Raw genomic sequence first — 13,986 nt, 5'->3', positions numbered from 1 at the left:
GCCATCGTTCAGCAATCGCTTGGGCCGGGCGCTGGGGGCTATCGGACTGTGAGCGCCTGGAGCTGGCTGGTGTTGCCATTGAAGCGGTTCAGGTCCACCGGGCCCGGCACACCGGACACGCGGCCGTTCTGGCTGTGCTGCCAGAAGGTCCAGCGCGTCCAGCCCTTGGGCAGCTGTGGGCTGGCGCTGCTGTTGTATTCGGCCAGCCAGAGCGGGTAGTCGGCGAAGACCGACAGGTACTCGTTGGCAAAGTGCTCGCCCGAGTAGAGGATGGGTTTGACGCCGACCTGCTGCTCCAGCAGGCCGAGGAACTCTTTCAGTGCCGGTGCCAGGGCCTGGGTGTCGCCCTTGCTCAGTTGCTCGATGTCCACCACCGGTGGCAGATCCCCGGGCTGCAGGCGCAGCTGGGCCGAGAAGTTGCGGAACTGGGCCTGCGGTGTGTCGTCACTTTCGTAGAAGTGGTAGCTGCCCACCGCCAGGCCCGCGGCACGGGCCTGCTGCACATTGCGGGCGTGGTCGGGGTCGACGACGGAGGCGCCTTCGCTCGACTTGACGAACACGAAGTGTTTGCCGGCCTGCTTGATCTGCACAAAGTTGACCTCACCGCCTTGCCAGTTGGACAGGTCTACGCCCTCGACGACCTCGGTCTCGGCGACGGCTGTAGCCGCTGCAGGCGGCGGTGCGGGGGCTGCAGGGGCGCTGACCGGTCCGGCCGCCGTGGGTGGGCGCGGCTCGCAGGCGCTGATGGCCACCAGAAGCACAAGGGAGCCCACCCTGTGCAAGGTGGCGTGGCGCCGTGTGGCTGGAACCGTGATCAGGGCGTGCAGCTTCATCGCAAATCAGCCCCTGGGGAAGAGTCGGTTCAGCATGTTGAACTGCTTGGACAGCGCGTTGCGGATGCAGAAGTCCTTGATGGTGGCCGCCGCGACCTTGTGTTGTTCGGACATGTCCAGCACAGACGCCAGATAGACCGTGGGCATCAGGGGATCGGGTATGAACGGCGCCTGGGCGGTGATGGCGTTGGTCAGCGTGAGGCAGGCAACGGCCCGGTCATCACAGAAGATCACCAGCGTTTGTTCCCGGCTCGTACCGGGCTGGCGCAGCGTGGTGTGCTCGCGCAGTTCCACCCGAATGGCCTTGTTGAGAAACGTCTGCGTGATCCACTGGTTGAGCGGCGTGAACGGAGGAACGTTCGCCTGCGTCGCACGGTTGGCGAGCCAGCGGGGCAGGCCGTCGCGAAGCGTGTGGGCGGTGTCTTCCAGCTTGCTGGCGTCCCGGACACGCAACCAGGCCGCCATGTCGATGCCAGACCCCGGAAACGGGTCGGTCGAGATGTAGCCATTGCGCACGATGGTGGAGTAGAGTGCCAGGTCGTCGCTGACGCCGACATCCGTGATGGTCTGGGGCGGCAGCAGGCCGGCGATCATCAGACCGATCGTCTGCCGGCCCGCGAGCGACTGAGCACCGTCGTACGGCAACTGCCGGCTGGCCACCAGGTACATCATGTTGACCGCGAGGTACTGTGGTGTGCCAGGGGCAGCGGCCAGGTCGGCGCCCGCTCCGTTGTTGGTGAGCAGCGCATTGATGGCCCCCACGACCGGCGGGCGCACGGGCAGCTGCGCCACCGGGATGCCGGCGCTGGCTGCCATGCGCGCCTGGTAGTCCGCCTGCTGCAGCGGCGTCCCGGCGTTGTAGATCTGGGCCAGGCGGGCAAAGCGTCGGGCCACCTTGTCCACGCTTTTGGACACGCCCGCGGCCACCTCGCACAACATGAGCACCTGCTCGTCGAAGTGGTAGACCAGCGAGGGCAGCGGCAGGCTCTGCGTGATCGTCGTCCCCTGGTACTGGAGCGAGACGTCGATCGGGTCGATCTGCATGTGGCCCGAACGCAGGTCTTCCCAGACTTCAACGGCCTCCACGGTGTTCAGGCGCGGCAGTGTCACGTCGATCAGTTCCATCAGCAGCGGGCGCTCGATCTGCGGCCCCGTGGCCTGCCCCGGCAGCAAGGGGGTCGGCCATTCGAGCGGTTTCGCATGCCAGGTGTAGCCCAGCCGGAAGAGAAGAAACGGTTCGATGCCGTCGTTGAAGATCATGCCGGGGAGCTCCGCTTTGGGCATGGATCGTTCGACGAGTTTGCGCTGCGTGTTCAGCCACAGACCTGTCCGGTTGTGATCGAAGACCTGGCGAATGGTCTGCGGATCGTCACGGGTGACCTCGTACAGGTACAGCAGCGCGGACTGCTGGCTCCGCAGTTGAGCCGGCGACGTGATCTCCGGGTTCCAGCGGGCGATTTCGACGGCGCAGTTGCGCAACTCATCGAGGATCAGGTCCTCGATCACCGCGTAGACGTGGTTCTGGATCGGGATCGGTGCCCAGGGATCGACCACGATCTGCGTGTCCCAGTCGGACGTGCCGCCCCCTTGCTGCGTCACCGCTGGGCCGCCCGGGTTGATCACGCATTCAAAGGCGTTGCCACCCTTCATGTAGAAGTAGAACAGGGGCTGTTCAGGGTTCAGGCCTAGGTCTTTGTAGAGCGCGTCTTTCAAGGAGAGCAGCCGCGCCCAAAGGGTCGACAGGGACTGCAGCACGGTGATGCGCACCGCGGGGAAGGTGGCGGCATCGTTGATAGTGGCCGTGAGCTGACGGCTCAGGTCGCGGCGGATGGACCGAACCAGAGGGATTTCTTGCATGGTGCGTCCCCGTTGTGTGCGATCAGCTGCCTGCGGCGGGTGGTGCTGGCGGCTTGTTCGCCAGCGATGCGCTGGCTGCGGCCATGGCCGCCTGCACCTGCGCCTGGGCCTGCGCCACCGCCTGGTTCTGCGCCTGTATGGCCTGCTGCATGGCCTGTTGCATGGCCGAAACGTTGGACTGCAAAGCGCTCTCGGCCTGGGCGACCGCCTGTGCTGCGGCCTGTGACCCGGCGACGTTGGCCGTGGCGGCTACAGCCGCCTGGGCGGCCGCCGCCGCGCTGGCCACTGCCGCGTCAATCTGGGCTTGCGCGGCTTTCATTGCGGCGCTGGCCGGGTCGTTGCCGGCGGCACTGGGTGGGGCACTGGCTGCCGGGGGCTGCGCCAGGGCGGGCGCCTGCGCAGCAGCAGGTGCCGTGGCAGGAGGCTCCGTGGGCGCAGGGGCAGAAGCGGCGGGGGCAGAAACGGCAGGGGCCGGGACCGCGGGTGATGCGGTGGCCGCCTTGGGGGCTGGTGCAGGGCTGGTCTTGGCGGGGGTCGGGGTGGGCTTGGCCATGGGGCTTACTCCGGTGTCGAGGTGGGTGGGGAACTGGGCAGGCCAGAAGCCGCATCGGGCGGCGCCCAGGAGCCAAACTTGCGAAGCGACAGCAGCCGGTCCGCGCTGACGTGCAGCACCGCCTGCTGCGTGGCGTTCTGCAGCGTGAAGGTCAGGCTGGCGCCGTCCTGTCCCAGGCGGCTTTCCTTCAATCGGTTGCCACTCAGGAACGCCTGCGCGGTGCTGAGGTACAGGTCAAACAGGCGGCGCGCCTCCGTACCGGTTTCGTTGCTGAAGATGGTTTGCGTGACCATCTGAAGCACCGCCTGCGACAGGCGCGAAAAACCCAGCTTGTGCCCTCGGGCCAGCCAGTTGCGCAGGCACTGCTCGACCTCGTCGGGCGAGGGCAGGCGGTCGGGCAGTTGCGGGCACTCCATCGCGCCGAAGGCCAGGGGCAGCAGGGTCTGCACGGCCTGGTTGCACAGCTGGCCGCGCACGGCCGCCGTGCTGCTCAGGGCGTTCATTTTCTTGGAATGCGCCAGATAGACCTGGTAGTAGTCGCAGAACTCGGGCACGGTGCGGGCCTGTTGCACCGCGAAGGCTGCCGCCTCCTGGCGCAGCTCGGCCGGGTTGTCGCCATCCTGCCCCAGCGCCACGGCGGCCAGCGCGTGCAAGGCCACGCGGTCGTTGAAGTCCAGCGCCTGGAACACGGGCGCCGATGCGACACCCAGATCCTGCAGGAACGCGCTGGTGCTGCTCAGCTGCTGGGCGTCCACCAGGTGGTGGTCGGCCATGATGCGTTGCGTCTGCTGCACCACGGCAGCGCTGGTGTCGCCGGTTTCGGCCTGGCCGATCGTGCGCAGGTTGGCGCTGCCCAGCGACATGAGTTTGACCGGGCTGACCCACAGACCCAGCCCCGGCAGCAAGGCCATGGGCGAGGCGTGCAGCCCCTGCTGCACCTCGGCCAGCAGTGTGGTCTCGTCCGCCACCTCGTAACACACCATGGGGTTGGGCAAGGCCCACGCCAGCCACTGGGGTCCGCCGTCGATGTAGGTCAGGGTCTGGCGCGCGAGCTCAGACAGGCCTTCACTCTTCTGGATCAGCTTGCCAGCAACGATGACAGTCATGGCGTGGGTTCTTTCACCTATCTGTGATGCGCTTCGCGTCAAGGGCGGCTCAACCGGCCGGATAGCCCTTGATGACCGACGCGGCCGTGGCACCGACCTGACCGAATTCGACATTGGCCTGCGTCATCACCTGCTGCGCGGCCGTGATCACCTCGACGTATTTCGGGTCCTTGGTCGCCAGGAGCTGGGCCATGGCCACACCGATGGCCGTGGTGGCGATGGTGGAGAGGTTGCGCAAGGTGTCGGCCGAGTCCTGCACCGCAATGGCGGTCGACTGCGCCACCGACTGGTAGGCCTTGCCAGCCCCGCTGGTCATGACCACTTGCGGGGCCATGGTGGCCATTTGAATCTGATTGACCGTGTCGATGACCTGGGCGTTGGTGTTGTCCATGGCGAATCCTTAGGCTCTGAGATGGTCGTCGTGGTTACTGCGCGGGAGGTGCCAGTGGTGGTGCGGGTGCCGGCTCAGGTGCCGGCTCAGGTGCCGGTGCAGGTGCAGGCGTCGGTGCAGGTGTTGCGCTGGCCTGCTGTGCCAGGGTCTTGAGATCGGCCTGGGCCTCTTGTGCGACGGTGCTGGTGGCTTCGGCCACGCCCTGCAGCGTGGCGATGGCCGCGGTGCCCTGGCTGAAGGCGGTCTGCACCACCACGTCGTTCGATGGCGCCGGTGTGGGGCCTGGCAGGGGATTGACCACCGGCGGCGTCGGCGCGGGGGGCGTGGGCGGCGGTGTGTAGAGCGGGTAGGCGTTGAGCATGCGGGCACAGGCGGCGGTCACAGAGGCCGAACTCACCATGCCGGCGTTTTGCTGGCGGTTGACCGCGTTGTACATGGCCATGCCCAGCGTCTCCACCATCACCGTGTCCAGCATGGCAAAGGCGTGCGCGGGAGACTGTCCGGAGATCAGCGTGGTGACACTGTTCACGCTGTCCACCACCTGATCGTTCACGGTGCCGTCGTTGTTCATTTGGGATTCGCTCCTAGTTTGATGATCAAGACGAGGGTCTGGTTGACGGCGGCTGCCGCCGTCACCTGCCCGCGCTGCTGGTTGGACACCGCGTTCTGCATGGCCAGGCTGATGCTGTCCGCCATGGCGAGATAGGTCATGCCCATCGCCATGGCGGGTGCCTGCGCCAGACTCAGGGGAGCACTACGCGCCACGGTGGGTGAACCTGGTGTTGTCCATCACCGATCCTGGGCGCAGCGACCCGCGGCGTTCAGTGCAGGCCGAGCACCTTGCCCGTCGCCACGCCGGTGCTGGCCGTGTCCACCGACAGCATGGTGGCCACGCTCTGGGTGGTGGAGGCCTGCATGGTCACGTAGGACTGCTGCTGGTTGTTGGTGGCGTTGTGCGCGGCGTTGGACAAAGCCTGGCTGGTGGCCACGAACAGGTTGCCCATGGCCACGGCCGGGGCATCGCCCAGCACCTTGGTGTTGGCCTGGGAAACAGAGTCCGTGATCTGACTGTTGACTGCGGTGGGGAAAGCCATTTGAACTGCTCCTTAAAGGTGAGTGAAACGAAGGCGAGGTGTGCTCAGGCGCTGAGGATGGCCTTGGTCGCCATGCCGTCGGCAGCCGTGTCCAGCGAATACAGCAGGGACACGCCCATGGTCGTGGCGGCCTGCGCCGTCACGTACATCTGCTGCTGCGCATTGGTGGCGTTGTGGGCCGCGTTGGCCAGGGCTTGCGCCGTGGCCTGGTACAGGTTGCCCATGGCGACAGCAGGCGCTGTGCCCAGGACCTGGAGATTGCTTTGCGTCACCGAATCGGTGATCTGGCTGTTGACAGCGGTGGGAAAGGCCATGTTCTTTACTCCTGTGGGCTGGTGGCTCGAAGGCTTGGCGTATCAAGGCACCAAGACGGTCGACACCGGTCAGCTGCTCAGAATGGTCTTGGTGGCCACGCCCGTGCTGGCGGTGTCCACCGAGTACAGGGTCGCCACACCCATGGTGGTGGCCGCCTGCGCGGTCACGTAGCTTTGCTGCTGTGCGTTGGTGGCGTTGTGCGCGGCGTTCGCCAGGGCCTGGGCGGTCGCCTGGAACAGGTTGCCCATGGCGATGGCCGGGGCGTCACCCAGCACCTTGGTGTTGGCCTGCGTGACGGAATCGGTGATCTGGTCGTTGACTGCGGTTGGAAAAGCCATGAAGTGCTCCCGTGAAAGTCAGATTGGTAGGGGTTGAAACACAGCACCGTCAAAGTGCTGGAAACTGACGAAAAGTGAAAGACAAGACAACGAGAAAGAGGCGTCAGGTGCCCAGACCCCTGACGCCGGAGCTGGGGGTCAGGATCGTCTTGGTGGCCACGCCGGTGCTGGCGGTGTCCAACGAGTACAGGGTGGCGACGCCCATGGTGGTGGCGGACTGCGCGGTCACATAGCTCTGCTGCTGGGCATTGGTGGCGTTGTGTGCGGCATTGGCCAGCGCCTGCGCCGTGGCCTGGTACAGGTTGCCCATCGCAATGGCGGGCGCGTCACCCAGCACCTTGGTGTTGGCCTGGGTGACGGAGTCGGTGATTTGATCGTTTACGGCGGTCGGAAAGGCCATGGTTCGTTCCTCGTTGGTTGGACCAGCTGCTGGTCAGTTGGGCGGTTGGAGAACTGCGGTTCAGCGATTGGTTTGCCTTGAGCCGCAGGCAAATAGTAGTGACGCGCCACTGGGTCCGAAGTGGGGCAGACGACGGAAAAAATGGGTCAGACGATGGTGTTGACGCTGTGGGCTTTTTGACTGTTCCGCGGCGCCGCATCCCGTCGGAAAATTCACCGCACGACCACTGGTATGGGCCGATAAAAAAACGACGGCCTGGAAGAGAAAAGGGAGATGAACTGTGATCCAAGCGCTCAACGCCGCCAGCCCTGTTGTGCATCGGTGCAGCCTGCACCATCCGTGGACAACCATTCGCTGCCCATCCACGGCGCTGCCGTGATCCCGTAAACCCTGCCTCGCAGGTCTCCCTTGATCCGTACGGAAGCCGCGGACAGCGAGCCCATTCGGGTGTCGCATCGCTCGGCCGCGTCCTACCTGAGTGAGGTCGCCGAAGTTCGGCGGCTGCTGGAACGCAGCGCGTGCCGCCACTGGTGGGAAGCGGTCAGCCTGGAGCTGTTCGGGCAGCGTCCTCTGTTGGTCGATGGCCCGTTGAGCGGCAGCGTCCTGCAGGTTCCGGGCAAGGTGGAGCTCGCGCTGGAGTTTTCCCGCAGAAGAATCGGTGCCTTGCGGCTCCAGTTGTTGCCCCATCTCAGCCAAGAGGCGGCCTGCACATCGGCGCTGTCGGAGCTGGCGGCCCAGTGCGCCGGCACCGTCCAGCGTCTGGCCAGTCAGCGCTGGGTGGTGCAGGAGCGCCTGGGTGCGCCGTGCCTGATCGGATCGAGCCCGGCGATGTTGGCGCTGGATCGCCACATCGAAGAGAGCTGTATCGACCAGCGCCCGGTCGTGCTGCTGGGCACGGGAGGGAACGAAGCCCTGCAGACGGCGGCAGCCATCCACCACAGCGTCTGCGGGGCCGGGCGTGCCTTTGTCCAGGTGGACTGCGCGACCACGCTGGAGCCGCCCTGGCGCTGGGTGGATCGCGCCCGTGGAGGCACCCTGTTCCTGTGCAACCCGGACAGCGGCACCCGCGCTGACCACGAACACCTCTGGCTGCAGCTGGAACAGGCCATGGGCCACGCCACCGGGCGGGATTGCAACCAGGGCTGCCGACTGATGGTGGCGCTGAAGGCGCATTACCCCTCCGCCGCATGCACCAGCCCCATTCCGTACGGCGCCTGGAGCCGCTGCAACTGGAAAGTGATCACCCTGCCGCCGCTCTCACAGCGCCCCGAGGACATCCCCGTGCTGGCGAGGGCCGTGCTGGACTACCACGGTCACGGTGCGGAGCACCGCATGACCGACGCCCTTCAACACTGGTGCACCAACTACTCATGGCCCGGCAATGCCTCGCAACTGGAGTGGACCGTGGCCCGCATGGCGGTGCTGGCCACCAGCACGCCCATCGGGGCCAGCGACATCAGCCTTCTTTCCCCGCGTTTGCTGGGGGAGGACGGAACGGTGCATGTCCTGGCCGAACCGCCTGCATCCCGCTATGCCGCCAGCGACACCGCACCGCCGCAAGTCAGCCATCCTCCCGCAACGGCATGGACCGCCGAGCACTGGGTGCGCTGTGTGCTGGAGCAGGACACGCAGGCATTCGCGCACCTGCACGCCGGGTTGGCCCGAGCCCTGCAGTATTTATGCAGGCAGTTCCACGAGTCGATCTCTGCCGAGCAGCTGGCCCAACAGGCCCACGTGAGCGCCTCGCATCTGCGCTTCCTGTTTCGCGACAGTCTGGGTCTTCCGTTCAAGCTCTTTCTGCAGCATGTACGCATTGCGCATGCCAAGCGTCTGTTGCTGGCGTCACCACGGCGCCGCATCGCGGATGTGGCCCTCAGCGTGGGGTTCAGTGACTTCAGCCACTTCCAGAAATGCTTCCGCCTGATCGTCGGACAGACACCGGGCGACCTGCGCCGCGCGTGCGCCTTGCGAGGAACTGCAGCAGACGCCTGCGAAGCGGGCGCAGCACCGGAAGGGCAGGCCTGCAAACAACCCATGAACGTGCCACACAGGGCTCAGACGCTCCTGCCCTTGCGCAGCCGCGCGAGTTCGGATGCGCTGTAGTGGTTGAAGTGGCCGGCCGCCGCACTCATCGGCGGATCAGCCGTGCCCGAACAGGCCAAAGGCATGCCGCAGCAACAGCAGCTCCTTCATGTCCGCCCCGCGCAACTGGCTCATGGCCATGAAGCGGCCGCCCAGTGCCTCGATGGCGGGTTTGGGCGCGTCGGGCGTGGTGAAGCGCAGCAGGTGCACGCGCAGCGGCTGGCCGTCGGGTGTGCGGAACCAGGCCATAAAGCGGTCGGTCGGCTCCAGCTCGTCGCCCTTCAGGCCGGTCGCCGCCAGCAGCGCGGCCGTTACGGCGGGCGTGTCGTGTCCCGCCGGCGCATCGGCCGGCGCCTCCATGGGCTCGGCCCCGGCGGGCAGGGCCTGTGGCCACAACATGCCGTGTTCCCAGCGCGGGTACAGCAGCGCGTGGCTGTAGTCGTCGAAGTGGCAGAGGATGACGCGGTTGCGCGTCAGCAGATCGGTGGTGGTCGTCATGGCAGCGGTTCGGGTGAGCGGCGGAAAAGCGGCGGATGCCGCACGCTGGTGCAAGTCCCGCGCCATGCCGGCGCTCAGCCCTCCACACGCTTGCCGTAACCCAGGAACACCTCGTCCAGCTGCCAGCCCAGCGACGCGTAGGCCGCCTGGGCGGTCTTGTTGGTGCGGGCGGTGGTCAGCTCCATCTTGACCCGGCCCGTCTGCGCCGCATGCCGCTCGGCGGCGCGCAGCAGGGCTTTGCCCGCACCCGAGCGCCGGGCGGCCGGTGCCACGAACAGGTCGGACAGGATGTACATCGGCTTGGCCTCGATCGAGCAGAAGCTCGGGTACAGCTGGCAAAAGCCCACGGCCGTGCCCTCGTCGTCCTCGGCCAGCAGCACCGCCGAGTCACCCCGGGTCAGGCGCTCGGTCATGAAGGCCCGCGCCGCTTCACGGTCGGGGGCCTGCTCGTAGAACTGGCGATACGCATCAAAGAGTGCCGAGGCGGCGTCGATGTCCTGGAGGGTGGCGAGGCGGGTGCGCATGGGGGTTCCGTCGGGGCTGTGGGCGAAGCGCCGTAATGTAGGCCCTCGCTCAGCCAGACCCAGGGTTTTCTGTCGCTTGCACGCAGTTTGCTGTGTCAACGGCATCGCCGCCCACAGCCCCCTGCCGCGCACGCGCGCTTGTGGTCTTTGTGCCCGTTTCCGTCCGGCCCTGTGTCGGTTTTGTCTGGTTGCTCCCATGTTGCTGGCTCCCCTGTTCAGTACCGATGACCTGCGCCGCTGGCGCAGTTGCGAACGCCGCTTCTGGCTGGCGCGCCACCGCCTGCAGCGTGGCGAGCCGGTGGCCGCGCACGAGCCCCCGGCCGATCTGGACGTGGCGCTGCGCGCGTCCTTCCCCCATGCCGACACCGTGGCGCCACCGCAGACCCCGTCGCAATGGGTGCAGGCCATGCGCCACACGCTGGACTGCCTGGACAGCGACGAGCACCTGCCCGAGGGCTGGGCCATCCTGGGCGCCTGCCTCACCAGCGAAGACCGGGTGCAGGTGCGCATCGACGTGCTGGGCGCGGCCGAAGGCGGCGGGCTGCGCCTGTACAAGGTGCGCCACGCCACCGTGGGCGACGACAGCGACATCGACACCGTCGCCCTCTGGACCCACGTGGCCGCGCGCTGCGGCTTTGCGGTGCAGGGCGCCGGCCTGCTGCTGGTGAACACCGACTTCGTCTACCCTGGCCACGGCTGCTACGCCGGCCTGTTCCGCGAGGTGGACCTGCGCCCCGTGCTCGGCGCGCGCCCGGTGGCGCACTGGCTGGACAGCATGCGCCACTGCGAACGCGGCGCCGAACCCGCCGCCACCCCCGGCCCGCACTGCCACCAGGGCGAAGGCTGCGAATTCGCCGCCAGCTGCAAAGCCTGTCAGCCACCCCCAGCCCCCGGCCACGCCGTGGACAGCCTCGACATCCTCGGCCGCGAAGCCGCCGCCCACTGGCGCACCATCGGCGCCAGCAGCGTGCACGACCTGCGCGTGGAACAACTCGAATCCCCCCGCCTGCAACGCGCCGTGCGCGCCGTGCAGCAAGGCGCCCCGGTCATCGAACCCGCCGTGGCCGCCATCGCCCGCGGCTGGCCGCACCCGCGCCACTGCCTGCGCTTCGACACCATCGGCATGGCGGTGCCCGTGTGGTCCGGCACGCGGCCGTACCAGACCCTGCCCTTCCAGTGGAGCTGCGCAAGTGAAACCGCCGATGGCCAGTGGACCGAGCAGCACTTCCTGGCCGACGGCCAGGGCAGCGACCCGCGCCGCGCCTTTGCACAAACCCTGCTGCGCGCGCTGGGCACCGAAGGCGCCGTGCTGGCCTACAACGCCGGCTTCGAACGCAACCGCATCCGCGAACTGGCCCAGTGGTTCGACGACCTCGCCCCCGCGCTGGACGCGCTGCAGCCCCGCATCGTCGACCTGTTCCAGATTGCACGCGAACACTTCTACCACCCGGTCATGGCCGGCTCATGGTCCTTCAGATCCGTCGCCCGCGCTGTGGCGCCCGAGCTGGACATGGACGTGCGCCTGGACCCCGCGCTGGGCGAACGCGCCAACCCCACCGCCCAGTCCGTCTACGCCCTGATGCAGAAACCCGGCCAGCGCCTGCCCGTGCGCCACGCCTGCCGCGAAGCGCTGCAAGCGCACGGGCAGCGGGAGACGGTGGTGTTGCGGCGCTTGCTGGACGTGATGGAGCGGGCGGGAGATTGAGCCTGAGTGGAGCCAAGTTCGGCTACAGGCTGACAGCAGCCGGACAGGAGTTCTGGGTCCAACCACCGCCACTGCACGGACCTGCCATTCGCCGTCTGCCTGGTGGCCGACTGTTGCACCTCCAGCAGCGGCCACTCAACAGCAGTGAGCCACACGAGGGGCTGTGGGACTGCTACCGGCTCAAGCGACCTGCCCTTCGCGACCCGTATGGGTCAAATATGAAGGTTTGGCATCACTTCACCACGGCCCATTCTGCGGTGTCTTCTGGCGTAAGCGAGTAGACGAAGGCGTCGTGTGGCTTGCCTTGGAAGTAAAGGCGATTCCTAGCCTGACATTCTCTGGTCGCGCCAAGTGATTCGGCCACCTTTTGACTGGCAATGTTGTGGGTAAGCACGACGATTTCCAACCTGGTGAGGGCGAGTTCACCGAACCCGAGTAGCGCAGCCTGCTTCGCTGCCTGTTTGGCCACGCCACGTCCCAGGTGCTCGGTGCTGACCCAGTAGCCGATGTTTCCGATCCGATATGGTTTGGTGAGGTGATTGATGCCTGTACCTCCGACCACGGCGCCGGTGGCAGTCTCGAAGATGCCAAGGGGATATTCAATTCCCTCTTCCCATGCCTTCAGAGTGAACTGAACCCACTCCTCTGCGTCTTGGAGAGCGTAGTCTTCCTTGCACCAAGGCATCCAGTAAACCAGCTCCGCAAGCGATGCCTTCACTGCCGAATACATTGAGGGTGCGTCAGATGGATTGAAGCGGCGGATGTGGTATTGGGGTGGCGTTTGCATGGGTGAGGAGGCGCGTTGTGATGCCTAACGAAGTCGAGACCGCTCTAACACTAACAGGTCATTCCGGCGGATCGCCAGCGGCGCCCGCTGAACTCCAATTTTGAGCGACCGCATTCACGATTGAAGATCGGCCGCTCCTTACCGGGACCGGGTTTCGCCAAGGGGGGCGACAAGACGATGCTGGATGGCAGTGCCACCATGCTGAAGGTCAGCTTTCAGGTTCAGTCTCGTACTCACACTGTCGGCCAGGAGCGGCCATCGATCAAGCGAGCAAGCGGTCGGTCAACACCGAAAACAAGCGGCGCCGAAGGCGTCCACCTTGGTCGATGACTTAGGCGTCACTGCCGCGCCAGCAAACGACCTGATCGTGCATAGAGTTGAACCAGTAGGTTCGGTCAAACCTGCTTGCCAAGTCAGAAGTTGCAGGAGGGACTTCAGGATCGAAGAACTGAGACGGCCTGCTACCTTCCACTGCAAGCAGGAGCCACACCTCATCGGCTTTGGCGCGGTAGGCTTGGACCTTCTCGTTCTTGGCTTCGATGGCGGATCTCAACAGCTCCGTTGAAAGCTTCGTACGCCATCCGGCGCGTGGAACGCCCCAATGCGACATGCTGGCTTCAGGAACAGCAAGAGCCGTTACGAATGCGACTGCATCAAGTGAGGGATCTTCATAGTCGTTTCGCCAGTGGACGTGCGCCGACTCCAATGACATCGACTCAACCAAAGTGGCAATGCGATCTGCAACCTGCTCGCGGTTGAGAGACTGAACATCGACTCCGTCAAAGAACAGGACATTCACATGTACGAATCGGCAGTTTCGGACGTGATACAGGCTTCTGGCCCTCGCTACGATTCGATCAGTAATGCTTTCAAGCGCCCGAGGTGACCGGCCCGACAGATCGGGATTTCGGAAGACCTCGGTGACTTCAATGCCGATGAGTTTCGATTGAACTTGAAGCAAGAAGTCTGGCGCCTCGGACTGCTCCACGGACTGGACTTCTAGTCCCGCCACAGTCAGGAAGCGATCGAGGAGGTGCTTTTCGCGGTTCTTGCGGGAGGCAATGCGGTTCATCTGGTGACGCCTAACGTCGAAAATGAGTGGACGCCGAAGGCGATCCGCTCTCGATTGACCCGTTTGGCTGGCATCCGGAGCACACGAACGGTTTTACGTTCATGACCTAACTCGCTTCTCTCGGGTGGCAAGCCAGACTCCAAGAAAAGCGAACGCAAAGTAGGTCGCGAACGCTAGGGTCGTTGCCGCTAAACCAGTGAGGCCGCTTTTCGCAGCTACTACAAGTGGCAGGACGATCAGAGCACCCATGAACAGGGGCTTGCCGCCGACTGGGTCAAACTGACCCGAGGTCATCCATGCAGCAAGCAAAGTGATGCCGGCAGCAATCGCTACGGCAACGATCAAGCTTTGTCGAAGCAACATCTCGCCGCCTAACGAATGAAAGGGACTTCCCCGTCCCGGGTGATCCGCGCATTTGCGGGGTACGGCAT

At 65.6% G+C, this 13,986-nt stretch carries 18 protein-coding genes; 2 read left to right on the top strand and 16 right to left on the bottom strand.

What is annotated here, in order from left to right:
• Nucleotides 1-38: 38 nt before the first annotated feature.
• The 11 genes from ACFOPI_RS09025 to ACFOPI_RS08975 all read right to left on the bottom strand — a co-directional run bounded on the left by ACFOPI_RS09025 (nt 39) and on the right by ACFOPI_RS08975 (nt 6,887).
• Nucleotides 39-833: a glycoside hydrolase family 25 protein gene (locus tag ACFOPI_RS09025; RefSeq protein WP_382173131.1), complete on the bottom strand. Its 795-nt coding sequence runs from the start codon at nt 831-833 to the stop codon at nt 39-41.
• A 6-nt stretch (nt 834-839) separates the two neighbouring features.
• Nucleotides 840-2,690: a hypothetical protein gene (locus ACFOPI_RS09020; protein ID WP_382173130.1), complete on the bottom strand. Its 1,851-nt coding sequence runs from the start codon at nt 2,688-2,690 to the stop codon at nt 840-842.
• Nucleotides 2,691-2,712: 22 nt separating this feature from the next.
• Entirely contained in the window at nt 2,713-3,243 is a 531-nt protein-coding gene (locus ACFOPI_RS09015; protein WP_382173128.1) for a hypothetical protein, read from the bottom strand.
• Between the two features lie 5 nt (nt 3,244-3,248).
• The gene (locus ACFOPI_RS09010; protein ID WP_382173127.1) at nt 3,249-4,349 is read right to left on the bottom strand and encodes a hypothetical protein; all 1,101 of its coding nucleotides are present in this window, start codon (nt 4,347-4,349) and stop codon (nt 3,249-3,251) included.
• A gap of 49 nt (nt 4,350-4,398) precedes the next feature.
• Entirely contained in the window at nt 4,399-4,740 is a 342-nt protein-coding gene (locus ACFOPI_RS09005; RefSeq protein ID WP_382173125.1) for a hypothetical protein, read from the bottom strand.
• A gap of 34 nt (nt 4,741-4,774) precedes the next feature.
• Nucleotides 4,775-5,311, bottom strand: coding sequence for a RebB family R body protein (locus ACFOPI_RS09000; RefSeq protein ID WP_382173123.1), 537 nt, complete (start codon nt 5,309-5,311; stop codon nt 4,775-4,777).
• On the bottom strand, nt 5,308-5,505 hold the full coding sequence (locus ACFOPI_RS08995) for a RebB family R body protein (protein ID WP_382173121.1): 198 nt from the start codon (nt 5,503-5,505) through the stop codon (nt 5,308-5,310). Before ACFOPI_RS08995 ends, ACFOPI_RS09000 begins: the two co-directional genes overlap by 4 nt.
• Nucleotides 5,506-5,561: 56 nt before the next feature.
• Complete coding sequence (locus ACFOPI_RS08990) at nt 5,562-5,834, bottom strand: RebB family R body protein (RefSeq protein ID WP_382173119.1); 273 nt, start codon at nt 5,832-5,834, stop codon at nt 5,562-5,564.
• A gap of 44 nt (nt 5,835-5,878) precedes the next feature.
• Nucleotides 5,879-6,148 (bottom strand): RebB family R body protein, encoded by a 270-nt coding sequence (locus ACFOPI_RS08985; protein ID WP_226492239.1) that lies wholly within the window; start codon nt 6,146-6,148, stop codon nt 5,879-5,881.
• A gap of 69 nt (nt 6,149-6,217) precedes the next feature.
• Nucleotides 6,218-6,487 carry a RebB family R body protein gene (locus ACFOPI_RS08980; protein ID WP_077327699.1) on the bottom strand — a complete coding sequence of 90 codons (270 nt, stop codon included), beginning with the start codon at nt 6,485-6,487 and terminating at the stop codon, nt 6,218-6,220.
• Nucleotides 6,488-6,590: 103 nt separating this feature from the next.
• Complete coding sequence (locus tag ACFOPI_RS08975; protein ID WP_382173117.1) at nt 6,591-6,887, bottom strand: RebB family R body protein; 297 nt, start codon at nt 6,885-6,887, stop codon at nt 6,591-6,593.
• Between the two features lie 408 nt (nt 6,888-7,295).
• On the opposite strand from ACFOPI_RS08975, the gene ACFOPI_RS08970 reads away from it, so the two are divergent.
• Complete coding sequence (locus ACFOPI_RS08970) at nt 7,296-8,990, top strand: helix-turn-helix domain-containing protein (protein ID WP_382173115.1); 1,695 nt, start codon at nt 7,296-7,298, stop codon at nt 8,988-8,990.
• A 36-nt stretch (nt 8,991-9,026) separates the two neighbouring features.
• Here the strand turns inward: ACFOPI_RS08970 and ACFOPI_RS08965 are convergent, their stop codons facing one another.
• Together ACFOPI_RS08965 and ACFOPI_RS08960 are read right to left on the bottom strand one after the other, a co-directional pair.
• Nucleotides 9,027-9,467: a hypothetical protein gene (locus tag ACFOPI_RS08965; protein WP_382173114.1), complete on the bottom strand. Its 441-nt coding sequence runs from the start codon at nt 9,465-9,467 to the stop codon at nt 9,027-9,029.
• Between the two features lie 74 nt (nt 9,468-9,541).
• Nucleotides 9,542-9,991 (bottom strand): GNAT family N-acetyltransferase, encoded by a 450-nt coding sequence (locus ACFOPI_RS08960; RefSeq protein WP_382173112.1) that lies wholly within the window; start codon nt 9,989-9,991, stop codon nt 9,542-9,544.
• A gap of 196 nt (nt 9,992-10,187) precedes the next feature.
• On the opposite strand from ACFOPI_RS08960, the gene ACFOPI_RS08955 reads away from it, so the two are divergent.
• On the top strand, nt 10,188-11,696 hold the full coding sequence (locus ACFOPI_RS08955) for a DUF2779 domain-containing protein (protein WP_382173110.1): 1,509 nt from the start codon (nt 10,188-10,190) through the stop codon (nt 11,694-11,696).
• 232 nt (nt 11,697-11,928) lie between these two features.
• On the opposite strand, the gene ACFOPI_RS08950 is transcribed toward ACFOPI_RS08955, so the two are convergent.
• The 3 genes from ACFOPI_RS08950 to ACFOPI_RS08940 form a co-directional block, all read right to left on the bottom strand.
• Nucleotides 11,929-12,483, bottom strand: coding sequence for a GNAT family N-acetyltransferase (locus ACFOPI_RS08950; RefSeq protein ID WP_382173108.1), 555 nt, complete (start codon nt 12,481-12,483; stop codon nt 11,929-11,931).
• Nucleotides 12,484-12,814: 331 nt separating this feature from the next.
• The gene (locus ACFOPI_RS08945) at nt 12,815-13,555 is read right to left on the bottom strand and encodes a hypothetical protein (RefSeq protein ID WP_382173106.1); all 741 of its coding nucleotides are present in this window, start codon (nt 13,553-13,555) and stop codon (nt 12,815-12,817) included.
• A gap of 99 nt (nt 13,556-13,654) precedes the next feature.
• A partial coding sequence (locus tag ACFOPI_RS08940) for a hypothetical protein (protein WP_382173104.1) occupies nt 13,655-13,986 on the bottom strand: 332 nt, incomplete at its 5' end.

This window comes from Hydrogenophaga luteola (assembly GCF_042648585.1).
GTDB lineage: Bacteria > Pseudomonadota > Gammaproteobacteria > Burkholderiales > Burkholderiaceae_C > Hydrogenophaga > Hydrogenophaga luteola.
This window is presented reverse-complemented; position numbering and strand designations above follow the sequence as displayed.